Below are 23,345 nucleotides of genomic sequence, written 5' to 3' on the forward strand. Positions count from 1 at the left end.
AATAATGATGTCTTCCAGACGTGACTGGTTATTAGAGCAAATGGGCATCACGCAGTATACGCTGCGGCGTCCGCGCGCCTTGCAGGGGGAAGTTGCGGTTTCTTTACCCGGGCACACGCGCCTGCTGATTGTGGCGGAAGTCCCGCCGCTGTTGACCGATCCTTTGATTCGCGATGTGCTGCAGGCCATGCTGATGCGTGAAGATGAGGTCGCCGTTCTGACCCCTGACCAACTGGCGATGTTGCCAGAGACCCGTTGTGCAAGCTGGTATTTGGGCATTGCGCCCCCGGCTGCACTGAACGGATCGCAGATCGCTTCGCCTGTTCTTGCGGAGCTTTATCATAATGCCGGTGCCAAACGCGCCCTGTGGCAGCAGATTTCTCAACATGAATCAGATTTCTTTACTGACCCCGCAAGATCTTGAGCCAGCGTTTGCCATTGAGCAGCGCAGCCACGCTTTTCCCTGGAGTGAAAAAACCTTTGCCAGCAACCAGGGTGAACGTTATCTGAACTATCAGCTTCGGGTAGACGCACAGATGGCTGGTTTTGCTATCACCCAGGTGGTGCTGGACGAGGCCACGCTGTTTAATCTGGCTGTGGATCCCGCCTTTCAGCGTCGCGGCATCGGGCGTGAACTCCTCGACTATGTGATTGCGGAACTTGAAAGCCGTGGCATCCAGACCCTGTGGCTGGAAGTCAGAGCGTCAAACCGTCCCGCTATTGCGCTCTATGAACAGCTGGATTTCAACGAAGTGTCGGTACGCCGTAATTACTACCCGACGGCGGACGGCAAAGAAGATGCCATTATCATGGCACTGACCCTATAAGGATTGAGTGAGAGATGCTTAAAGAGTGGGATTGGATCTTGTTTGACGCTGACGATACGCTGTTTCATTTCGACGCCTTTGCGGGTTTGCAGCGTCTGTTTCAGCAGTATGACGTGGTCTTCAGTCCTGACGATTACGACGATTATCAGGCGATCAATAAACCGTTGTGGGTGGATTATCAGAATGGCGCCATCAGCGCGCTACAACTGCAACACCAGCGTTTTCAGAGCTGGGCAGAGAAGCTAAAGGTCACGCCGCTGGATCTCAATGACGGGTTTCTTGCCGCTATGGCTGAGTTGTGCGTTCCGCTTGCCGGTGCGGTGAATCTGCTCAATACCCTGAAAGGGAAGGTGAAAATGGGCATTATCACCAATGGTTTCACCGCCCTTCAGCAGGCAAGACTAAAGCGTACAGGTTTCCTGGACTATTTTGATCTGCTGGTGATCTCTGAACAGGTCGGGCATGCCAAGCCGCATCCCGCAATCTTCGACTACGCCCTCAATCAGATGGGCAACCCGCCGCGCAACCGCGTGATGATGGTAGGGGATAATCCGGACTCAGACATTCTTGGCGGCATTAACGCCGGTCTGGCAACCTGCTGGCTGAATGCGGATAACCGTCCGCGACCGGAAGGCCTTCAGCCGACATGGCAGGTTAAAACGCTTCAGGAGCTGGAAGCGATCCTTAAAGCCTGATTCGGGCTGGTAGTCAGAGCTGAGTCTGGCTGATAAAAAAGCTGCTGTAACCTTTGCGGGATAACAGCAGCTTTTGCCGCAAGCTCGTCGCTACTTAGCCAGCTTATCCTCAGTGCGCAGATCAAAATCTGACGCATCGTGGCGCTCGTGCAGCTGTTCGGAAGGCTCGCCAAATGTGCGGTTAACGATGCGGCCACGCTGAACGGCAGGACGCTGTGCCACTTCATCCGCCCAACGCACCAGGTTTTTATAGGAACCTGCGTCCAGGAATTCTGCGGCGTTATACACCATTCCCTTCACCAGCGCGCCGTACCACGGCCAGATAGCGATATCGGCAATGGTGTAATCTTCACCGGCGATATAACGATGTTCCGCCAGCTGCCGGTCCAGCACGTCGAGCTGACGTTTGGCCTCCATGGTGAAGCGGTCAATCGCATACTCGATTTTTACCGGCGCATAGTTATAGAAGTGACCAAAGCCGCCGCCAAGGTAAGGAGCAGAACCCTGTAGCCAGAACAGCCAGTTCAGCGTTTCCGTGCGGCCAGCGGGATCTTTCGGCAGGAAATGACCATATTTTTCTGCCAGGTAAAGCAGGATAGCGCCAGACTCAAACACGCGGGTTGGCGGCGTGGTTGAGCGGTCCAGCAGCGCAGGAATTTTGGAGTTAGGGTTCACTTCCACAAAGCCAGAGGAGAACTGATCGCCCTCGCTGATGCGGATCAGATGCGCGTCATACTCTGCATCGTTCACGTTCAGCGCCAGCAGCTCTTCCAGCAGGATAGTTACTTTCTGGCCATTTGGCGTTCCCATGGAATAGAGCTGTAGCGGGTGCTTGCCTACAGGCAAGGTTGCTTCTTGACGCGCACCGGCGGTGGGTCGGTTGATGCTTCCCCAGGTTCCGCCCGCTTCTTTGTTTTCTGACCATACTTTTGCTGGCTGATAATCCGTGTTGCTCATAACCGAAAGTCCTCTTTCTGATAAAATGGCGCATCCTGGAGCAAAGTCCACAGACGTCTCGCCGTTGATGGTCTAAAAATAGCTGCTGTCTCAGCAAAAAACCAAATGCGGTTGTTACACCGGATGTCAGGTATAGCATCGGGCTGTGACCGCCGTTTATCTTTACAGAGCACTCTTAGCAGCCTTAACAGGAACACAGAATGGATGAACACTATCTGGCAGACCTGAAAGAAGCGGGTCTGACCCTGACCGAAGATGGCCGCGTCTGCTGTTACTGGCAGCCCTCTATGCCCGATTATCACGATAACGAATGGGGTAAGCCGGTGGTGGATGACCGCCGCCTGTTCGAAAAGGTTTGTCTGGAAGGTTTTCACTCCGGCATGTCGTGGCAGTTAATCTATAACAAACGGGAGAACTTCCGCCGTGCCTTTAAGGATTTTGATTTCCACGCGGTGGCGCAGTTTACCGATGAAGATGTAGCCAGGCTGATGGAAGATAAAAGTATTGTGCGCAATCGTGCGAAAATTCTCTCCACCATCAATAATGCGCAGCGCGCTCAGGAGCTGATCAAGGAAGCGGGTTCGCTGGCAGCCTGGTTCTGGCAGTTTGAGCCGGCAGCTAAAGATCGACCGCCGGTCGTGGACCTGGCCTGGTGGCAGAGCGCGAAAACCTCGCCCGAATCAATCCGCATGTCGAAAGCGTTGAAAAAGCGAGGCTGGACGTGGGTTGGGCCGGTCACCACCTATTCCCTGATGCAGGCGACAGGCTTGATCAACGACCATATTGCAGGCTGCCAGTGTCGGGAAAAGTTTGAACAGGACAGGGAAACGCTTAACCGTCCTGGCTGAATCCCTTATGCTAACCTCTCCGTCCAGTCATTAAGAGGCCGTGCCAGTGTAGATCCCGAATCCCCGCCGCAAAATGGGTGAAAAAAACCGCAGCTGAGGCCCCGTGCCTTCAGCAGTGCGCGCATTTATGGGGATTACGCGGCGTTCTGCATTGTTTATAACCGCCGGATCGGCGAAAATGCCGGCCATTAATGATTAATCGTCTGTGATACGCCCCGCGCCGTCTGCGCAGCGGCGGCACAGCACCTAACTGAGTTTTTTCATGTCAAATGCACCCTTTATGCAAGAGGTGGCCCGTCGCCGCACTTTTGCCATTATTTCTCACCCGGATGCCGGTAAAACCACTATCACGGAAAAAGTGCTGCTGTTCGGACAGGCTATTCAGACTGCCGGTACGGTAAAAGGGCGTGGCTCTAACCAGCATGCCAAATCGGACTGGATGGAAATGGAAAAGCAGCGTGGGATCTCGATCACGACCTCGGTGATGCAGTTTCCCTACCGCGAAAGTCTGGTAAACCTGCTGGATACGCCGGGGCACGAAGACTTCTCTGAAGATACCTATCGTACCCTGACGGCGGTGGACTGCTGCCTGATGGTGATTGATGCCGCGAAAGGCGTTGAAGATCGTACCCGCAAACTGATGGAAGTGACCCGTCTGCGCGATACGCCAATCCTGACCTTTATGAACAAGCTGGACCGCGATATTCGTGATCCGATGGAAGTGATGGATGAAGTGGAGAGCGAGCTGAAAATTGCCTGTGCGCCCATTACCTGGCCTATTGGCTGCGGCAAGCTCTTTAAGGGCGTCTATCATCTCTACAAAAACGAAACCTACCTTTATCAGACCGGTAAAGGGCACACCATTCAGGAAGTGCGTATTGTAAAAGGTCTGGATAACCCGGATCTCGATAAAGCTATCGGTGAAGAGCTTGCCAGCCAGCTGCGTGAAGAGCTGGAGCTGGTGCAGGGCGCGTCCCATGAGTTCGATAAAGAAGCCTTCCTGGCGGGCAAGCTGACGCCGGTATTCTTCGGCACCGCGCTGGGTAACTTTGGCGTGGACCATATGCTGGATGGCCTGGTTGACTGGGCACCGCCACCCATGCCGCGCCAGACCGATCTGCGTACCGTTACTGCTGCGGATGAGAAGTTCACCGGCTTCGTGTTTAAGATCCAGGCAAACATGGATCCGAAACACCGCGACCGCGTGGCGTTTATGCGCGTGGTTTCCGGCAAATATGAAAAAGGCATGAAGCTGCGTCAGGTTCGTCTGGGCAAAGATGTGGTGATTGCCGATGCGCTCACCTTTATGGCAGGCGACCGTTCGCACGTTGAAGAAGCCTATCCTGGCGATATCATCGGCCTGCATAACCACGGCACCATCCAGATCGGTGATACCTTCACTCAGGGCGAAAACATGAAGTTCACCGGTATCCCGAACTTCGCGCCGGAGCTGTTCCGTCGTATCCGCCTGCGCGATCCGCTCAAGCAGAAGCAACTGCTGAAAGGGCTGGTTCAGCTGTCGGAAGAGGGCGCGGTGCAGGTATTCCGTCCGGTGCATAACAATGACCTGATTGTAGGCGCCGTGGGCGTGCTGCAGTTTGATGTGGTTGTGGCGCGCCTGAAGAGTGAATACAACGTGGAAGCTATCTACGAGTCCGTCAACGTCTCTACCGCGCGCTGGGTGGAGTGCAGTGATGTGAAGAAGTTTGATGAGTTCCAGCGTAAAAACGAAGTGAACCTGGCGCTGGATGGCGGGGATAATCTCACTTACATAGCGCCGACCATGGTTAACCTTAATATCACCCAGGAGCGTTACCCTGAAGTGGTGTTCCGCAAAACGCGCGAACACTAACAGCAGGGAGTTCCTCGTTTGTACTGAGAAAGCGGTGCCCTGCGCATCGCTTTTTTTTCGCCCCCTCTGTCTGGTTCTGTCTGGTCCTGATTATACAGACTGCTCTTAAAAAACCTTCTTATTGCGCATTTATCCATCATATCAACCACAAGCAGCGGTGAAATCCTGATTAGCGTCTATATTGATTTCTAACGGACGCAAAATATGCGGCGCGGTTGCTGCAACGTCTTACCTACTACAGTCACGCCGTTTGTGGCTGAAAGCTCACAGTTGTGAGTGCAATTACATGAAGAAGGAATGATCGATGAATACGACTAAGATGACTAAAACTCTGATGGCTGTACTGGTTGGTTCTGCCCTGGTAAGTGGTGCTGCAATGGCAGAAGACACTACGACCCCTAAAGTGCAGTCCACTACCGACAGCGCGGGTTCAAAAATCGATAGCTCTATGAAAAAAGTCGGTGGGTTCATGGATGACAGCGGCGTGACTGCTAAAGTGAAAGCCGCTCTGGTAGATGACGACGCAATCAAAAGCACAGATATTTCCGTAGAGACCCATTCTGGCGTGGTGACGCTGAGTGGTTTTGTCCCTTCGCAGGATCAGGCCGAAAAGGCTGTAGCGGCGGCGAAAAAAGTTGAAGGCGTTAAGTCTGTAAGCGATAAACTGCATGCTAAAGACAGCACAAAATCGAGCGTAAGCGGTTATGCTGGAGATGCAGCAACGACCAGCGAAATTAAAGCTAAACTATTAGCAGACGACATTGTCCCGTCACGTAATGTGAAAGTGGAAACCACCAACGGTGTGGTTCAGCTCTCCGGAACGGTGAAAAGTCAGGCACAGTCTGAACGTGCCGAAGGGATTGCCAAAGCCATTGATGGCGTGAAAAGCGTTAAAAACGATCTGACTGTGAAGTCATAAAATTGAGACGGGCCGCCCTGGGCGGCCTGAATCGATAGTGTTGAAGACAATAATCGAGTCACGCCGGACAAGGCGGATTTAATAAATCAGACAGCAAGATTTCTACAATAGGGTAAGGAGAAGCTTATGTTTCGTTGGGGCATTATTTTTCTGATTATCGCGCTCATTGCAGCAGCGTTAGGTTTTGGTGGTCTTGCTGGTACAGCCGCATGGGCAGCTAAAATCGTCTTTGTTGTCGGTATCATTATCTTCCTGATCAGCCTGTTCACCGGCCGCAAGAAGTTATAGACCCGAGAATAAAAGCAGCTACAACGGAGGCCAGTCACTGACTGGCCTCCGGCGTTTTAAGGCAAAAATTGTTTAATCGCAAATTACGCCAAACGCTTCCTCTCTTTCCCCTGTATCCTCACCTTATTCCCCCTCATCAGGATACCGACTTTGGGCAGACGCATCCCTGTTACCCTCGGCAACATCGAGCCGCTGGCGTTAACGCCTTTTCGTCCGGGTAAACTCGCCCTGGTGTGCGAAGGCGGTGGGCAGCGCGGTATATTCACCGCTGGCGTGCTGGATGAGTTCCAGCGGGCTAACTTCAATCCCTTCGACCTGATGCTGGGCACCTCTGCGGGCGCACAAAATTTATCAGCGTATATCTGCGGTCAGCCGGGTTATGCCCGCCGGGTCATTACGCGCTATACAACCAGTAAACTCTTTTTCGATCCGCTGCGTTTTGTGCGTGGTGGCCATTTGATCGATCTTGACTGGCTGGTAGATGTCACCGCGCAGGAGTTTCCGTTGGCGATGGAAGCGGCGGAGAAGATGTTCGCTTCCGGCCGGGAATTTTATATGTGCGCCTGCCGCAGCGATGACTATTCGCCAGGCTATTTTGCCCCGACAGCGGCGAACTGGCTGAACATCATCAAGGCTTCCAGCGCCATCCCTGGGTTTTACCGTCCCGGCGTGGATCTGGAAGGGATCAGCTATCTGGATGGCGGCATCAGCGATGCCATTCCGGTACGGGAAGCGGCGCGCCGGGGGGCCGAAACTATCGTGGTTATTCGTACCGTACCGTCACAGATGACCTACACGCCGCAGTGGTTGAAGCGAATTGAGCGCTGGCTTACGGATAGCGCGCTGCAGCCGCTGGTGAATATCATGCATCTGCATGAAGAGAGCTATCGGGCCACGCAGGCGTTTATTGATAACCCGCCGGGTAAGCTGAATATCATTGAGATCTTCCCGCCGCATGCGCTCGCCAGCATGGCGCTGGGCAGCCGCGTAGCGTCGCTGAACCAGGATTATCATCTGGGTCGTCGCTGCGGGCGTTATTTCCTGGCTACACTGGGTCAATGGCTGAATGAGAACAATACGCTGACCAGCCAGAAGCCGGTGATCCCGCCTGCACCGGTGGCGAATGAGCCGGTGCGTGATGGCGTTATTCTGGATCCGCTGGCGGGAAACGATGCTGATTATGATGAGGGTTCGCTGGCATGACTCCGGGATTTGTTGATACGCACTGTCATTTTGATTTCGATCCATTTCGCGGATGCGAGGAGGAGAGCCTGAAGCTCGCTTCCGCCGCTGGCGTGGAGAAAATCATTGTGGTTGGCGTCTCAGCAGACCGGTTTGCCGGCGTGATGGCGCTGGCGGAACGCTGGCCGCCTCTCTACGCCGCGCTGGGCACGCATCCCATGGCGATCGCTCAACATCATGAATCGCACCTTGAGCAGCTTGAAAGTTGGTTAAAGCAGAAGCCGGAAAAGCTGGTGGCGATCGGTGAAATTGGCCTGGATCTCTTTATTGAAGATCCTCAGTTCGACAGGCAGGAGCAGCTGTTGGATGCCCAGCTACGGCTGGCAAAACGCTATGACCTGCCGGTGATCCTTCATTCCCGCCGTACTCATGACAAATTAGCGCAGCATCTCAAGCGTCTGGCGCTGCCGCGTCGCGGCGTAGTACATGGTTTTGCCGGCAGCGAACAGCAGGCGCTGGCGTTTATCCGTGCGGGATACGCCATCGGCGTGGGCGGCACTATTACCTACGAACGCGCCAGTAAAACCCGCAACACAATTTCCCGGCTTCCCCTCTCTTCCTTACTGCTGGAAACGGATTCGCCCGATATGCCGCTACAGGGCTTTCAGGGGCAGGCGAACCGCCCTGAGCGCGTGAAAAACGTCTGGCAAAGCCTCTGTGAACTGCGGGAAGAATCTCCGCAGGAGATTGCCGAAACCCTCCGTGAGAACACCCGCACCCTTTTTAATCTCTGAGTAGCTAAACTCTTCAATCAGACTGGCTGACAAGCGCGCTGCGCGAGGTAACATTTGCCTCTGCCACACTGTGCTAAAAATGTTATTATTATAACATTCCTTGATGAAGCCCCGTTTCAGCCCGTTTTTCAGACGGTTCAGGGTGCCGGACAGGTAAAGAGAGCGGATTTTATGTGATATTAGTCACATTAAAAGGGTTGTTCTTGCAGTGTTATTTCTGTAGATCGTGAATTTCATCACGGAAGGGGACTGCCTTTTCCGTTATTATTTTAACATTCCCGCCCGGTAAACGGGCGCTGGCGGCAAGGATCCCGGTTTTCGCTTGCGCGAAACGGGCAAGCCGCCTGAACAATGCCTGGAGAACACTATGACCGACGTCACCGCAGCTGCCGTACGCGCGCTCAAACTCATGGATTTAACTACTCTGAATGACGATGACACCGACGAGAAAGTGATCGCTCTGTGCCATCAGGCTAAATCCCCGGCGGGTAATACCGCTGCAATTTGCATCTATCCACGCTTTATCCCGATTGCGCGCAAAACGCTGCGTGAGCAGGGGACGCCAGATATCCGCATCGCCACTGTGACCAACTTCCCGCACGGTAACGACGATAAAGAAATTGCGCTGGCAGAAACCCATGCCGCCATCGCTTATGGCGCTGATGAGGTGGATGTGGTGTTCCCTTATCGTGCCTTAATGGCCGGTAATGAAGATATTGGTTATGACATCGTCAGCGCCTGCAAAGAGGCCTGCGAAGATTCAGACGTTCTGCTGAAAGTGATTATTGAAACCGGCGAGTTAAAAGATCCTGAACTGATCCGCAAAGCGTCCGAAATCGCTATCAAAGCGGGTGCCGATTTTATCAAGACCTCAACGGGGAAAGTGCCGGTTAACGCCACACCGGAAGTCGCTGAGATCATGCTGAACGTCATTGCTGAAATGGGCGTCAAGCATCAGGTTGGCTTTAAACCTGCTGGTGGCGTACGCACGGCCGAAGATGCGGCTATTTACCTGAAGCTGGCCGATGACATTCTGGGTAGTGACTGGGCTGATGCGCGTCATTTCCGTTTTGGTGCTTCCAGCCTGTTAGCCAGCCTGCTGACGGCTGCCGGCCATAGCGGCGCAAAAAGTGATTCAGCTTACTGAGTGCAGGGCGAGCTTTTCGCCCTTGTAACTGGCATCAGGGCGGCAGATCTGCCGTCCTCATCAAAGATAAACCCCAGGGGGCAACGTGTTCCTGCCACAAGAAATCATTCGTAAAAAAAGAGACGGCCTGGCGCTGAGCGAAGAAGAGATCCGTTTCTTCATCAACGGTGTACGTGATAATACCGTTTCCGAAGGGCAAATCGCTGCGCTGGCGATGACCATCTATTTCCACGATATGTCATTGCAGGAGCGGGTGGCGCTGACCATGGCCATGCGTGATTCCGGGTCGGTACTCAACTGGCAGGCGCTTAACCTCAATGGTCCGGTGGTGGACAAACACTCCACCGGTGGCGTGGGCGATGTGACCTCGCTGATGCTGGGGCCGATGGTGGCCGCTTGTGGCGGCTACGTGCCGATGATTTCAGGCCGGGGGCTGGGCCATACCGGCGGCACGCTGGATAAGCTGGAAGCGATCCCCGGATTTGATATTTTTCCTGATGATGCAACCTTCCGACAGATCATCAAAGAGGTGGGCGTAGCGATTATTGGTCAGACTAACTCGCTGGCCCCTGCCGATAAGCGTTTTTACGCTACCCGTGATATCACCGCAACGGTTGATTCCATCCCGCTTATTACCGCTTCTATCCTGGCGAAAAAGCTGGCGGAAGGGCTGGATGCGCTGGTGATGGATGTCAAAGTAGGCTCGGGCGCCTTTATGCCGACCTTTGAGCAGTCTGAGCTGCTGGCTCGCTCCATTGTGGGCGTGGCAAACGGCGCGGGCTGCAAAACTACTGCCCTGCTGACCGATATGAATCAGGTGCTGGCCTCCACGGCCGGTAACGCGCTGGAAGTGCGTGAAGCGGTTAACTTCCTGACCGGGAAATACCGCAACCCACGTCTGCTGGAGGTCACGCTGGCTCTGAGTGCAGAGATGCTGGTTTCCGGCGGGCTGGCAACCGACACGGCGGAAGCCACCCGCAAACTCCAGGCAGTGCTGGACAACGGCAAAGCCGCAGAATGTTTCGCGAAGATGGTGGCAGCGCAGAAAGGTCCGGCTGACTTTATTGACAACATGGATCGCTACCTGCCTGCGCCGATGCTCAGCAAAGCGCTCTATGCCGAAAAACCGGGCATTATCAGTGGTATGGATACCAGGGCATTAGGGATGGCAGTAGTGTCGATGGGCGGCGGTCGCCGTCAGGCCAGTGACCAGATTGACTACAGCGTTGGCTTAAGCGAGATGGCGCAGCTGGGCGACGTGGCCGACAGCCAGCGTCCGCTGGCCGTAATCCATGCTGCAACAGAAGCAGACTGGCAGGAAGCGGCGCTGGCCGTCACACGCGCCATCACACTTAGTGAAACGGCACCGCAGGAGACGCCCGTTATCTATCGCAGAATTACCGGATAAGCGTCATACTGTTCCGATCGATAAAATTTAAGCTCATCGCGTAACAGACGCAGGAGATCAGAATGAAACGTGCATTTATTATGGTGCTTGATTCCTTCGGGATCGGCTCCAGCAAAGACGCCGACAAATTTGGTGATCATGGTTCGGATACTCTCGGACACATTGCCGAGGCGTGCTTCAAGGGTGAAGCTGACAAAGGCCGAAAAGGGCCGCTGCATGTGCCGAATCTCACCGCATTAGGCCTGGGCAAAGCCGCAGAAGAGTCTACGGGTAAATTCCCCGCCGGACTGGACGAGAACGCCGAGATTATCGGGGCTTACGCCTACGCCAGCGAACTCTCTTCCGGCAAAGACACGCCGTCGGGCCACTGGGAAATTGCCGGTGTTCCTGTGCTGTTTGACTGGGGCTACTTCAGTGACAAAGAGAACAGCTTCCCGCAGGAGCTGTTAGATCTGCTGGTAGAGAAAGCGGATTTGCCGGGCTATCTGGGAAACTGCCACTCCTCCGGCACGGTGATCCTTGACCAACTGGGTGAAGAGCATATGAAAACCGGCAAGCCGATTTTCTATACCTCTGCCGACTCAGTGTTCCAGATTGCCTGCCACGAAGAGACTTTCGGACTGGAACGCCTCTATAAGTTGTGTGAAATCGCCCGTGAGGCCCTGACCGAAGGCGGCTATAACATTGGCCGCGTGATTGCCCGTCCGTTTGTGGGTGATAAAGCCGGAAACTTCGAACGTACCGGGAATCGTCACGATCTCGCCGTTGAGCCGCCTTCGCCGACCATTTTGAAAAAGCTGGTAGAGGAGCAGAACGGTCAGGTCATTTCGGTGGGGAAAATTGCGGATATCTATGCACACGTCGGCATCACCAAAAAAGTGAAGGCGACCGGGCTGGATGCGCTGTTTGACGCCACGATTGAAGAGATGAAAATCGCACCGGACAACAGCATAGTTTTCACTAACTTTGTGGATTTCGACTCCACCTGGGGCCACCGTCGCGACGTGCCGGGTTACGCGGGTGGGCTGGAGCTGTTCGACCGCCGTTTGCCGGAGCTGATGGCTTTGGTGAAAGAGGGCGATCTTCTGATCCTCACCGCTGACCACGGCTGTGACCCAACCTGGGAAGGGACCGAACATACACGCGAGCATATTCCGGTGCTGATGTATGGACCAGGCGTGAAGCCAGGCTCGCTGGGTTATCGCGAGACCTTCGCCGATATTGGCCAAACCATTGCCCACTATTTTGGCCTTTCCGATATGGAATATGGCAAAAGCATGCTGTAATCAGCGAAAACGTAACCGGCCAGCGCACCGACGCTGGCAAGACTTAAAAAGGATGAATGATGGCTACGCCTCATATTAATGCAGAAATGGGTGACTTCGCTGATGTGGTTCTGATGCCGGGCGATCCGCTGCGTGCTAAACACATTGCAGAAACCTTCCTGCAGGACGCGGTAGAAGTGAACAACGTGCGTGGCATGCTGGGCTACACCGGCACCTATAAAGGCCGCAAAATCTCCGTAATGGGCCACGGTATGGGTATCCCATCCTGCTCCATCTACGCGAAAGAGCTGATCACCGATTTTGGCGTGAAAAAAATCATTCGCGTAGGCTCCTGTGGCGCGGTACGTGCTGATGTCAAACTGCGTGATGTGGTGATTGGCATGGGCGCATCAACCGACTCCAAAGTGAACCGCATGCGCTTCAAGGATCATGACTTTGCCGCCATTGCTGATTTTGAGATGGTGCGTAACGCGGTGGATGCAGCCAAAGCGCTGGGCGTGAGCGCCCGTGTGGGTAACATCTTTTCTGCCGATCTGTTCTACACGCCAGATCCGCAGATGTTTGATGTTATGGAGAAATACGGCATTCTGGGTGTGGAAATGGAAGCGGCTGGCATCTACGGCGTGGCCGCAGAATTTGGTGCGAAAGCGCTGGCTATCTGTACCGTTTCTGACCATATCCGCAGCGGTGAGCAGACTACCGCCGCTGAACGGCAGACCACCTTCAGCGAAATGATTGAGATTGCGCTGGAGTCCGTGCTGCTGGGCGACAAAGCCTGATTAAGCTGTAAAACTGGCCGGGCAATCCGGCCAGAATTGGCCTCTCAGACCTGCCCGCTTATCTGTTGATATCTCAGCGCGTCGCCGCTTATCTTTGCTTTATTTCAATGGGTTAAGTTATAAGGATCTGTTCACCGCGCCCAGTCAGGGTTTGTTCGCTGGCGAAGTGGCCTCTTCGCTCGTCTCATCATCATCTTCTTTAACCGGATTATTGGCCGTCAGCAGGAAGGGCGACTGCTGCCAGCGGGTGCGGCGGTCGCGCAGCAGGGTTCGGCTCAGGATAATACCGATAGCCAGCGCCAGCAGCATCATCAGCCGCAGGATGTTGGTGGTGTTATCTACCTGCTTGGATTCCGTTACCAGCACATGCGTATCCAGCGTTACACGCAGGAAACCGCGCGGGCCTTCTGCGCTGTCCAGCGACTGCACCAGCTGATGGTTGAAGTAGCTGCCTGCACGCTGTCCATCCAGCGCCAGCCGGTCGCGCACGTTAATGGTTTCGCCACTGTGGGCTAAAAGCGTGCCGTCATCGTCATAAACCGAGGCATCCAGAATACGGCTGTCACGGGTCAGCTGACTGATGATATCGCTGATCTGCTGATGATTGTCATCGCTATTTTCCATCAGCGGCGTCAGGCTGAAGGCCACCTGCCGCGCAAGGGTGCGGGCCAGCTCATCCACCTGCTCAGAACGTGCCATCTGATGGCTGAGGCTGAACCAGGAGGCACCCTGCATCAATACCACCAGTAAGGTTAGGCAGACCAGTACTATTACCGTACGATGCAGACGAAATTTTAGTTTGGCCTTTGCCATCTTTACCCTTCACGCTTAACTAACTACCCTGGCTCTTAGCTTTATGTTGCCAGAAGCGGGGCTGACAAGGTAGCCTCTTGCGTGGTTAATATGTCCCTACAGGAGCTGTAATGCCAAATAGTCTGACCTGGTGCGATCTGCCCTCCGATATCTCTCTCTGGCCGGGTTTACCTCTCTCTCTCAGTGGCGATGAAGTGATGCCGCTGGACTACCGCGCTGGCCGCACCGGCTGGCTTCTGTACGGGCGCGAACTCACGAAAGAGAGCCTGACAAAGCTTCAGCATCAGTTAGGTGCGGCGATGGTGATTGTCAGCGCCTGGCGCGTTGAAGAGTATCACGTGGTGCGCCTGGCCGGTTCTCTCACGCCACGGGCTATGCAACTGGCTCACGAGGCTGGGTTAGATGTGGCGCCGCTGGGCAAGATCCCGCATCTGAAAACGCCGGGCCTGCTGGTGATGGATATGGACTCCACGGCAATTGAAGTTGAATGCATTGATGAAATAGCCAAACTCGCTGGCTGCGGTGAGCAGGTGGCAGAGGTGACGGAGCGGGCAATGCGCGGAGAGCTGGATTTCGCCGCCAGCCTGCGCCAGCGGGTCGCCACGCTGAAAGATGCAGATGCCACTATCCTTAGTACAGTGCGTGATGCGCTGCCGCTGATGCCTGGCCTGACCGAGCTGGTGCACAAGTTGCAGGCGCTGGGCTGGCATGTGGCGATTGCTTCCGGTGGCTTTACTTTCTTTGCCGAGTACCTACGGGATAAGCTGCACCTCTCTGCGATTGCCGCCAACGTGCTGGAAATTCGCGACGGTAAGCTGACCGGCGAAGTATTGGGCGATATCGTTGATGCAAAATATAAAGCGGATACGCTGCATAAGCTGGCAAAACGCTTTGAAATTGCAGCCGATCAAACCGTCGCCATTGGTGATGGCGCCAACGATTTACTGATGATTAAGGCTTCCAGTCTGGGCATTGCCTATCACGCCAAGCCGAAAGTTAATGAACAAACCGAAGTGATCATCCGCCATGCGGATTTAATGGGCGTGTTCTGCATTCTCAGCGGCAGCCTGATCCACGAAGAACGTTAAGGAACCGATTTGGCCAAAGCGGCAAAACGCGCCTTTGTTTGTAACGAATGCGGCGCCGATTATCCACGCTGGCAGGGGCAATGCAGCGCCTGTCAAGCCTGGAACACCATTACGGAAGTGCGTTTAGCAGCTTCTCCTGTTGTGGCGCGTAACGAGCGCCTCTCCGGCTATGCGGGCAGCGCAGGCCCCAGCCGTGTGCAGAAGCTTTCTGAAATCAGCCTTGAAGCACTTCCGCGCTTTTCTACCGGCTTTAAAGAGTTTGACCGCGTGCTGGGCGGCGGCGTGGTGCCGGGCAGTGCAATTCTGATCGGGGGAAGTCCCGGTGCAGGAAAAAGTACCCTGCTGCTGCAAACCCTGTGCAAACTCGCCGAGGGCATGAAAACGCTCTACGTCACCGGCGAAGAGTCGCTTCAGCAGGTGGCGATGCGCGCGCACCGTCTGGGCCTGCCGACGGCAAACCTTAATATGCTTTCGGAAACCAGCATCGAGCAGATCTGTCAGATCGCCGAGCAGGAAGAGCCGAGGCTGATGGTGATCGACTCCATTCAGGTGATGCATATGGCCGATATCCAGTCGTCGCCAGGCAGCGTGGCGCAGGTGCGCGAAACGGCTGCGTATCTGACCCGCTTTGCAAAAACCCGTGGCGTGGCGATCGTGATGGTGGGTCACGTCACGAAAGATGGCTCGCTGGCCGGGCCGAAGGTGCTTGAGCACTGCATCGACTGCTCCGTGCTGCTGGATGGCGATGCGGATTCCCGCTTCCGTACGCTGCGCAGCCATAAAAACCGCTTTGGTGCGGTGAATGAGCTGGGTGTATTCGCCATGACGGAGCAGGGGCTGCGGGAAGTCAGCAATCCTTCAGCTATTTTCCTCAGCCGTGGCGAGGAGGTGACTTCCGGCAGCTCGGTGATGGTGCTGTGGGAGGGAACGCGCCCGCTGCTGGTGGAGATCCAGGCGCTGGTAGATCATTCTATGATGGGCAATCCCAGACGCGTAGCGGTGGGGCTTGAGCAGAACCGCCTGGCGATCCTGCTGGCGGTGCTGCACCGTCACGGCGGCCTGCAAATGGCCGATCAGGATGTGTTTGTGAACGTGGTCGGCGGCGTCAAGGTCACGGAGACCAGTGCCGATCTGGCGCTGATGCTGTCGATGGTCTCCAGCCTGCGCGATCGCCCTTTACCTCAGGATCTGGTGGTATTTGGCGAGGTGGGGCTGGCAGGCGAGATCCGCCCGGTGCCGAGCGGGCAGGAGCGAATCTCTGAAGCGGCGAAGCACGGCTTCCGTCGTGCCATCGTACCGGCTGCTAACGTGCCGAAAAAACCGCCGGAGAATATGAAGGTCTATGGCGTGAAAAAACTGGCCGATGCGCTGGCAATCCTGGAAGATCTTTAAGGGTTACGGCCTGTGTTGGCCGGAGCCTGACCCGGCTTAACATTATCTTATTGAAGCGCATTTTCATCATAGTGGCGGACGCGGTTCCGCCCGTTATGCAGGAGGCATTTGATGTCGACGTTCGATTATCTCAAGACCGCTATCCGCCAGCAGGGGTGTACGCTGCAGCAGGTTGCGGATGCCAGCGGCATGACCAAAGGCTATCTCAGCCAGCTCCTTAACGCCAAAATCAAAAGTCCCAGCGCACAGAAGCTGGAAGCCCTGCACCGTTTTCTGGGGCTGGAGTTTCCCCGCCGCGAAAAAACCATCGGTGTGGTGTTCGGGAAATTCTATCCGCTGCATACCGGCCATATCTATCTGATCCAGCGCGCCTGTAGCCAGGTTGACGAGCTGCATATCATCATGGGCTATGATGAGGCGCGTGACCGCCAGCTGTTTGAAGCCAGCGCCATGTCGCAACAGCCCACCATCAGCGACCGCTTGCGCTGGCTGCTACAGACGTTCAAATACCAGAAGAACATTCGTATCCATTCGTTTAACGAAGAGGGCATGGAGCCTTATCCGCACGGCTGGGATGTCTGGAGCCGGGGCATCAACGATTTTATGGAAAATCACGGTATCGTGCCGAACCGGGTTTATACCAGCGAAGAGCTTGATGCGCCGCAATATCAGCAACATCTGGGGATCGAGGCGGTGGTTATCGATCCCAAACGATCTTTTATGAGCATCAGCGGCGCGCAAATTCGTCAGGACCCGTTCCGCTACTGGGAATATATTCCCACCGAGGTCAAGCCGTTCTTTGTGCGTACGGTGGCAATTCTGGGCGGCGAGTCGAGCGGAAAATCAACGCTGGTCAATAAGTTAGCGAATATCTTCAATACAACCAGCGCATGGGAATTTGGCCGTGATTATGTCTTCTCGCATCTTGGCGGCGATGAGATGGCACTGCAATATTCCGACTACGATAAGATCGCGCTGGGCCAGGCGCAGTACATCGATTTTGCGGTGAAGTACGCCAATAAAGTTGCCTTTATCGATACCGATTTCGTCACTACCCAGGCGTTCTGCAAGAAATATGAGGGGCGTGAGCACCCGTTTGTGCAGGCACTGATTGATGAGTATCGCTTTGATCTGGTGATTTTGGTGGAGAACAACGTGCCGTGGGTAGCGGATGGCCTGCGCAGCCTGGGCAGCTCGGTGGACCGCAAAGAGTTTCAGACGCTGCTGGTGTCGATGCTGGAAGAGAACAACATCAGCTATGTGCACGTTGAGCAGGATAGCTACGATGAGCGCTTCCTGCGCTGCGTCGAGCTGGTAAAGGAGATGCTGGGCGCTTAAGGATCTGAGGCCTGGCGGCAAGGCGCTTTGTTTTTTGTTCTGCCGCTTGTATCAGGCAGAAGAGATTTCTGGGACATAGCAAGTTGTCTCTGTGTTCGGGTGTTAAGGTCAGGAAGAGTGGGCTGAACACAAAGACGCCGTGAACCCATCCGTGGGGGCTGCGAAGCGGCGTCCATGCCGCTTAGCCTTTGCTTATCAGCCCACTCTCCCTTCCCCATAGCCATGGTGTTGCCTGTTAAAGAAAACCAACTTCTAAATCCAAATCCAAATCCAAATCCAAATCCAAAAAATTATTGTCAATGCCAATGGCAGCGTCGAATTTTATTTTGACCCATGTGAGCAAAAAACTTAATGGCAACTCTGAATATTCGGGGTGGCCCCATAGAGCGCATTAGCCGAGTATATGCCGCAGGGATGCGGCATCCAGGTTGGCGCTAATACTGCACTGAATAGCAAGGTTAACATCTTGCACCACGACGTCTCGGATAACGTGCTCTATGGTGACGCCTTCCACCGCAGCCGGTTTTGAACTGTGTGAACACTGAATTAAATGACATGGTGACGCCCTGCACCAGACCTGGTTTTAACTTTGCTGGCCCATAACCAGGCCATGTATCCCTGACACTCTAGTAAACCATCACCACTTTCCCACGCATATGGCCTTCCAGCACCAGCTGATGGGCTTCAGTCAGGGTTTCCACGCTCAGCCCCTGTAACGTTTTGTTCAGCGTGGTAGTGATTTTCCCTGCATCCAGCAGCTTCGCCGTGGCATCCAGAATCTCTCCCTGACGGGCGATATCCGGCGTGTTATACATGCTGCGGGTATACATAAACTCGAAATGCAGCGCAGCACTTTTCAGCTTCAGCTCATTCATCTCCAGCGGCTTTTCATTCTCTACGATGGTGCAGATATGCCCCTGAGGCGCAATCAGTTTTGCCATCGTTTCCCAGTGACCATCGGTGTCATTCAGGCAGAAAATGTAATCGACCTGCTTCAGACCGTGCTTCTCCAGCTCCCCGGCCATATCTTTGTAATCGATCACCAGGTCCGCGCCGCGATCCTTACACCACTGTACGGAGTCCGGACGGGAAGCGGTGGCAATGACCTTTACTTTGCTGTGCAGTTTAGCAAACGGGATAGCCAGCGAGCCTACGCCGCCTGCGCCGCCAACAATCAGTAAGGTTTTCCCTTCTTCCACCTTATCAAGCTGCAGGCGGTCAAACAGGCCTTCCCAGGCGGTCAGAGCCGTCAGCGGGATTGCCGCCGCTTCCGCCCAGCTCAGCGAGGCAGGTTTGTGGCCGGTAATGCGGGCATCGATCAGCTGATGCGTGGTATTGCTGCCCGGACGGGTAATATCCCCTGCGTAATAGACTTCGTCCCCAGCCTTAAAGCCGCTGACTTTGCTGCCCACTTCCAGCACCACGCCGCTGGCATCCCAGCCGAGGATGCGGGGCTGCTGCAGGCCACTCTTTTGCGCGCCTTTGTGGACTTTGGTATCGACTGGATTGACCGAAGCGGCTTTGACTTCGACCAGCAGATCGTATTCGCCCGGTGTCGGTTTTTCCGGCTGAATTTCAATAAATTGCTGCGGTTTTTCTGGATTGATAGCAATCGCTTTAATACTCATGGCGCATCTCCTTTAAGGTGTGATATTCAGTGTAGAAGCTAAGCGGACTAATGATAAGCCGTACAATAACTAACGAAGTGTTCGTTTCAGGTGAACAATTATGTTTAAACAGCTGCAGGATATGGCCCTGTTTGCGTTGGTGGCCGAATGTGGCAGCTTTACCGGGGCAGCAAAGCGCGCCGGATTACCCAAGTCCAGTGTCAGCCAGCGCATCAGTCAGCTTGAGCAGGCTCTCGGCATTCGCCTGATCAACCGGACTACACGGCAGCTTAATCTGACCTTTGCCGGCGAACGCTACCTGGTGCACTGCCAGGAGATGATGCAGGCCAGCGAGCGCGCCAACATGGCAATACAACGTCTGCGGGATAACCCCAGCGGACGTCTGCGCATTACCTCTCCGGCGGGGATTGGTGCCACGCTGCTGGCGCGCTTCAATGCGGCTTTTCAGCAGGAATATCCGGACGTCACGCTTGAAGTTTCCGTCTCTGATGAGGTGCGGGATCTGGTGCAGGAGGGCTACGATGTGGCGCTGCGTACCGGGCAGCCGCAGGACTCATCGCTGATTGGACGGCGCATCGGCTACTGCGAAAGGCTGCTGGTGGCCTCAAAAGGTTATCTGGATAAACATGAAGCGTTAACCCATCCGCAGCAGCTTTCAACGCATCGTTGCATTGCCCATCGGGCATGGAGCGAGTGGTTACTGAAGCGGGAAGAGGAGTATTACCGCTGGCTGCTGCCGCCCATCCATATGACCGATAACCTGGTTTATGCACGCGAGTGCGCGTTGGGCGATGCAGGTATCACCCTGCTGCCGAGATTTCTTACCGACGATATTGTAGCGGACGGGAGATTGGTGCAGGTATTGCCGGAATGGCAGGTAGAAGGCAACGAGCTGTGGCTGGTCTACCCAAGCCGCAAGCTGAACTCGCCCGCGCTGGCACGCTTTATCGATTTCGCCTTGCAGTCACCCATTTTCCGGGAATTTTATCAATAGGCAGGGAAGCGGGAAACAGAGCAGGGCGAAGAGAGCGCCCTGCCAGAAACGTTAAGGGCGACTCGCTTCGCCCTTTTCATTACTTGGTCATGCGCTTGTACTTGATGCGTTTTGGCTCCAGCGCTTCGGCGCCCAGCGTACGCTTCTTGTACTCTTCATATTCGGTAAAGTTACCCTCGAAGAACTCGATCTTGCCTTCATCCTGATAGTCGAGGATATGGGTAGCGATACGGTCAAGGAACCAACGGTCATGCGAGATAACCATCGCACAGCCGGGGAACTCCAGCAGGGCGTTTTCCAGCGCTCGCAGGGTTTCGATATCCAGGTCGTTGGTAGGTTCATCCAGCAGCAGCATGTTGCCGCCAACCTGCAGCAGCTTAGCCAGATGCAGACGGCCACGCTCGCCACCAGAAAGCTCGCCAACGCGCTTGCCCTGATCCACGCCTTTAAAGTTGAAGCGGCCCACGTAGGCGCGGCTTGGCATCTCGGTATTGCCGATACGCATAATATCCTGGCCGCCCGAAACCTCTTCCCATACTGTTTTGCTGTTATCCATGCTGTCGCGGAACTGATCGACAGAGGCGAGCTTTACAGTATCGCCCAGTACGATGCTGCCGGAATCAGGCTCTTCCTGACCAGACATCATGCGGAACAGCGTGGATTTACCGGCGCCGTTCGGACCGATAATCCCGACGATGGCCCCTTTCGGCACCGAGAAGGTCAGATCGTCAATCAGTAAGCGGTCGCCGTAAGACTTACGCAGATTGCTGACTTCCACCACTTTATCGCCCAGACGTGCGCCTGGTGGAATAAACAGTTCGTTGGTTTCGTTACGCTTCTGGTAATCGGTGTTGTTCAGCTCTTCAAAGCGTGCCAGACGGGCTTTGCCCTTAGACTGACGGCCTTTCGCACCCTGACGCACCCACTCCAGCTCTTTCTCAATGGATTTGCGGCGGGCGGCTTCGCTTGACGCTTCCTGCGCCAGACGAGCATCTTTCTGCTCCAGCCAGGAAGAGTAGTTGCCTTCCCACGGAATGCCCTCACCACGGTCCAGCTCCAGGATCCAGCCCGCCACGTTATCAAGGAAGTAACGGTCGTGGGTAATCGCCACCACGGTGCCTTCGAAGTCGTGCAGGAAGCGCTCCAGCCAGGCCACGGATTCTGCATCCAGGTGGTTGGTCGGTTCGTCCAGCAGCAGCATGTCCGGTTTTTCCAGCAGCAGGCGGCAGAGCGCAACGCGGCGGCGTTCACCACCGGAGAGGTTAGCCACTTTTGCATCCCAGTCTGGCAGACGCAGCGCATCGGCTGCGCGTTCCAGTTGGGTGTTCAGATTGTGGCCATCATGGGCCTGGATAATCTCTTCCAGCCGACCCTGTTCTGCGGCCAGCTTGTCGAAGTCCGCATCCTCTTCAGCGTAGAGTGCGTACACTTCATCCAGACGCTTCAGCGCGCCAACCACTTCCGCCAGCGCTTCCTCAACGGATTCACGGACGGTGTGCTCCAGGTTCAGCTGTGGCTCCTGCGGCAGGTAACCGATTTTCAGGCCAGGCTGCGGACGCGCTTCCCCTTCGATATCTTTATCGATGCCCGCCATGATGCGCAGCAGGGTGGATTTACCTGCGCCATTCAGACCCAGCACGCCGATTTTGGCGCCCGGGAAAAAGCTCAGGGAGATGTTTTTCAGGATATGACGCTTCGGCGGGACGACTTTGCCGACGCGATGCATGCTATAGACGAATTGAGCCACGTAGGATGAGCCTCTTGGTGTCTGTGTGTTAATTGGGGCAGCGGGTGCCCACTCAGATAGCGAAGTTTAACTGGTTTCGGCAGGTAATCACAGCCATCCACCGCGGATTATGCCGATATCCGTCATACTTCCCGCCGCAAATCCGTTGCCTGCATGCGCACCATTCTGCCGCTGACTTAAGTAAACTTTCGGGAGGTTGCCTGCTGGCTCTCTTTCTGCCGCGCGGATCATTTTGGTGATAAAAAGGATTTATCAGATAACTGTTTGATTTTCGAGCTGAGCAGATTATGCTGATTTTTTGCCTTATAAAGCAGGAGCATATCGATGAAAGTTCTGATAGCGGCCGAAGAGAGTGCCTGGGGCGGGATGATTCAGCAGTGTCGTCAGATGCTGCCCGACGTCGAGTTCACCGCTTCTGCAGGCCACGCCGCAGAAAGCCTGGCAGGCTATGATGTGCTAATCCCTGGGATGGCGAAGGTGACGCCGGAGCTGCTGAAAACCGCCGACAGGCTCAGGCTTATTCAGCAGGCCGGTGCCGGGCTGGAGGGTGTGGATATTGCCAGCGCAAAGGCCCAGGGCGTGCAGGTGGCGAATGTCCCCTCCGACAGCTCCGGCAATGCCGACTCCGTTGCAGAACTCGGTATTTGGATGATGATTGGGCTGGCGCGCAAGGCCAGCGAACTGCCGGAGATGATCGCCACCCGTCAGCTCGGCCTGCCGGTAGGCATGGGGCTGACGGGAAAAACCGTCGGTCTGGTGGGGCTGGGCGGCATCGGTAAGGCGCTGGCGAAGCGGCTGGTGCCCTTTGGCGTTCGCCTGATTGGCGTGAAAAGAACCGCCGACCAGAGTTTTGCCAAAGCGCATCAGCTGGACTGGCTGGGCAACATGATGCATCTGCCCGCGCTGCTGAGCGAGGCGGATTTTGTGATCCTCAGCCTGCCGGATAACGACGCGACGCGGAATATCATCGATGAAACGGCGCTGGCCCAGATGAAGCAGGGCAGTTTCCTGATTAATCTGGGACGCGGTGGGCTGATTGAAAAACAGGCGCTGCTGGCCGCACTGGAAGTAGGGCACCTGGCGGGCGCCGGGTTGGATGTCTTCTGGCAGGAGCCGCCGGACCCACAGGACCCGCTGTTTCACTACAATGTGATCGCCACACCACATATTGGCGGCGTCACGGATAACTCTTTGAGTGGCAACGTCGCGGGCGTCTGTGAAAATCTTCGCCGCCTGCGTGATGGAAAGGAGATCCTTAACCGTTGGGCCTGAAGCGGGTTGGTGCAACCTGTATAATATTTTGTCGGCGCAGCATGGCATTAAGCATGCTGCGCTTCTGATTTTATATAAGTTTTATTCAGTT

At 55.1% G+C, this 23,345-nt stretch carries 22 protein-coding genes; 18 read left to right on the forward strand and 4 right to left on the reverse strand.

The genetic code is table 11. The features are described 5' to 3' along the window. Window positions 1-4: 4 nt before the first annotated feature. The 3 genes from SD961_RS01820 to yjjG are packed head-to-tail and all read left to right on the forward strand — an operon-like array spanning window position 5 to window position 1,522. Complete coding sequence (locus SD961_RS01820; RefSeq protein WP_318788697.1) at window positions 5-424, forward strand: DNA polymerase III subunit psi; 420 nt, start codon at window positions 5-7, stop codon at window positions 422-424. Beyond that, on the forward strand, window positions 387-827 hold the full coding sequence (gene rimI / locus SD961_RS01825) for a ribosomal protein S18-alanine N-acetyltransferase (protein ID WP_318788698.1): 441 nt from the start codon (window positions 387-389) through the stop codon (window positions 825-827). The genes SD961_RS01820 and rimI overlap by 38 nt, the downstream gene beginning before the upstream one ends. Before the next feature lie 14 nt (window positions 828-841). After that, on the forward strand, window positions 842-1,522 hold the full coding sequence (gene yjjG, locus SD961_RS01830; protein WP_318788699.1) for a pyrimidine 5'-nucleotidase: 681 nt from the start codon (window positions 842-844) through the stop codon (window positions 1,520-1,522). A gap of 90 nt (window positions 1,523-1,612) precedes the next feature. On the opposite strand, the gene yghU is transcribed toward yjjG, so the two are convergent. Next, window positions 1,613-2,479: a glutathione-dependent disulfide-bond oxidoreductase gene (gene yghU / locus SD961_RS01835; protein ID WP_318788700.1), complete on the reverse strand. Its 867-nt coding sequence runs from the start codon at window positions 2,477-2,479 to the stop codon at window positions 1,613-1,615. A gap of 200 nt (window positions 2,480-2,679) precedes the next feature. Here yghU and SD961_RS01840 point away from each other — a divergent pair, with 200 nt between their 5' ends. The 10 genes from SD961_RS01840 to deoD all read left to right on the forward strand — a co-directional run bounded on the left by SD961_RS01840 (window position 2,680) and on the right by deoD (window position 12,982). Further along, window positions 2,680-3,327 (forward strand): DNA-3-methyladenine glycosylase I, encoded by a 648-nt coding sequence (locus SD961_RS01840; RefSeq protein ID WP_318788701.1) that lies wholly within the window; start codon window positions 2,680-2,682, stop codon window positions 3,325-3,327. A gap of 262 nt (window positions 3,328-3,589) precedes the next feature. Next, complete coding sequence (gene prfC, locus SD961_RS01845; protein WP_318788702.1) at window positions 3,590-5,179, forward strand: peptide chain release factor 3; 1,590 nt, start codon at window positions 3,590-3,592, stop codon at window positions 5,177-5,179. A gap of 304 nt (window positions 5,180-5,483) precedes the next feature. Then, window positions 5,484-6,098 carry a molecular chaperone OsmY gene (osmY, locus tag SD961_RS01850; RefSeq protein WP_318788703.1) on the forward strand — a complete coding sequence of 205 codons (615 nt, stop codon included), beginning with the start codon at window positions 5,484-5,486 and terminating at the stop codon, window positions 6,096-6,098. A 126-nt stretch (window positions 6,099-6,224) separates the two neighbouring features. Next, the gene (locus tag SD961_RS01855; protein ID WP_013200641.1) at window positions 6,225-6,386 is read left to right on the forward strand and encodes a DUF1328 domain-containing protein; all 162 of its coding nucleotides are present in this window, start codon (window positions 6,225-6,227) and stop codon (window positions 6,384-6,386) included. A gap of 150 nt (window positions 6,387-6,536) precedes the next feature. Continuing rightward, window positions 6,537-7,589, forward strand: coding sequence for a patatin family protein (locus tag SD961_RS01860; RefSeq protein WP_318788704.1), 1,053 nt, complete (start codon window positions 6,537-6,539; stop codon window positions 7,587-7,589). Further along, complete coding sequence (locus SD961_RS01865; RefSeq protein WP_318788705.1) at window positions 7,586-8,362, forward strand: TatD family hydrolase; 777 nt, start codon at window positions 7,586-7,588, stop codon at window positions 8,360-8,362. Before SD961_RS01860 ends, SD961_RS01865 begins: the two co-directional genes overlap by 4 nt. Window positions 8,363-8,729: 367 nt before the next feature. Next, window positions 8,730-9,509 (forward strand): deoxyribose-phosphate aldolase, encoded by a 780-nt coding sequence (deoC, locus tag SD961_RS01870; RefSeq protein WP_318788706.1) that lies wholly within the window; start codon window positions 8,730-8,732, stop codon window positions 9,507-9,509. An 85-nt stretch (window positions 9,510-9,594) separates the two neighbouring features. After that, window positions 9,595-10,917: a thymidine phosphorylase gene (gene deoA, locus SD961_RS01875; RefSeq protein ID WP_318788707.1), complete on the forward strand. Its 1,323-nt coding sequence runs from the start codon at window positions 9,595-9,597 to the stop codon at window positions 10,915-10,917. 62 nt (window positions 10,918-10,979) lie between these two features. Beyond that, a complete protein-coding gene (gene deoB, locus SD961_RS01880; RefSeq protein WP_318788708.1) occupies window positions 10,980-12,203 on the forward strand; it encodes a phosphopentomutase in 1,224 nt (407 codons plus the stop codon). Between the two features lie 59 nt (window positions 12,204-12,262). Further along, window positions 12,263-12,982 carry a purine-nucleoside phosphorylase gene (deoD, locus tag SD961_RS01885; protein ID WP_318788926.1) on the forward strand — a complete coding sequence of 240 codons (720 nt, stop codon included), beginning with the start codon at window positions 12,263-12,265 and terminating at the stop codon, window positions 12,980-12,982. A 144-nt stretch (window positions 12,983-13,126) separates the two neighbouring features. On the opposite strand, the gene SD961_RS01890 is transcribed toward deoD, so the two are convergent. Next, window positions 13,127-13,795 (reverse strand): YtjB family periplasmic protein, encoded by a 669-nt coding sequence (locus SD961_RS01890; RefSeq protein WP_318788709.1) that lies wholly within the window; start codon window positions 13,793-13,795, stop codon window positions 13,127-13,129. A 110-nt stretch (window positions 13,796-13,905) separates the two neighbouring features. On the opposite strand from SD961_RS01890, the gene serB reads away from it, so the two are divergent. The 3 genes from serB to nadR all read left to right on the forward strand — a co-directional run bounded on the left by serB (window position 13,906) and on the right by nadR (window position 17,613). Then, on the forward strand, window positions 13,906-14,883 hold the full coding sequence (gene serB / locus SD961_RS01895; protein WP_318788710.1) for a phosphoserine phosphatase: 978 nt from the start codon (window positions 13,906-13,908) through the stop codon (window positions 14,881-14,883). 9 nt (window positions 14,884-14,892) lie between these two features. Continuing rightward, window positions 14,893-16,275, forward strand: a complete 1,383-nt coding sequence (radA, locus tag SD961_RS01900; RefSeq protein ID WP_318788711.1) for a DNA repair protein RadA — start codon at window positions 14,893-14,895, stop codon at window positions 16,273-16,275. A 111-nt stretch (window positions 16,276-16,386) separates the two neighbouring features. Further along, window positions 16,387-17,613 carry a multifunctional transcriptional regulator/nicotinamide-nucleotide adenylyltransferase/ribosylnicotinamide kinase NadR gene (gene nadR / locus SD961_RS01905; RefSeq protein WP_318788712.1) on the forward strand — a complete coding sequence of 409 codons (1,227 nt, stop codon included), beginning with the start codon at window positions 16,387-16,389 and terminating at the stop codon, window positions 17,611-17,613. A gap of 626 nt (window positions 17,614-18,239) precedes the next feature. Here nadR and SD961_RS01910 read toward each other — a convergent pair. Continuing rightward, on the reverse strand, window positions 18,240-19,241 hold the full coding sequence (locus SD961_RS01910; RefSeq protein ID WP_318788713.1) for a zinc-binding alcohol dehydrogenase family protein: 1,002 nt from the start codon (window positions 19,239-19,241) through the stop codon (window positions 18,240-18,242). Between the two features lie 97 nt (window positions 19,242-19,338). Here SD961_RS01910 and SD961_RS01915 point away from each other — a divergent pair, with 97 nt between their 5' ends. After that, window positions 19,339-20,235 (forward strand): LysR family transcriptional regulator, encoded by an 897-nt coding sequence (locus SD961_RS01915; protein WP_318788927.1) that lies wholly within the window; start codon window positions 19,339-19,341, stop codon window positions 20,233-20,235. 79 nt (window positions 20,236-20,314) lie between these two features. Here the strand turns inward: SD961_RS01915 and ettA are convergent, their stop codons facing one another. Continuing rightward, window positions 20,315-21,982 (reverse strand): energy-dependent translational throttle protein EttA, encoded by a 1,668-nt coding sequence (ettA, locus tag SD961_RS01920; protein ID WP_318788714.1) that lies wholly within the window; start codon window positions 21,980-21,982, stop codon window positions 20,315-20,317. Window positions 21,983-22,306: 324 nt separating this feature from the next. Here ettA and SD961_RS01925 point away from each other — a divergent pair, with 324 nt between their 5' ends. Then, window positions 22,307-23,254 carry a 2-hydroxyacid dehydrogenase gene (locus SD961_RS01925; RefSeq protein WP_318788715.1) on the forward strand — a complete coding sequence of 316 codons (948 nt, stop codon included), beginning with the start codon at window positions 22,307-22,309 and terminating at the stop codon, window positions 23,252-23,254. Window positions 23,255-23,345 lie beyond the last annotated feature (91 nt).

This window comes from Erwinia sp. MMLR14_017 (assembly GCF_033657285.1).
Taxonomy (GTDB): domain Bacteria; phylum Pseudomonadota; class Gammaproteobacteria; order Enterobacterales; family Enterobacteriaceae; genus Erwinia.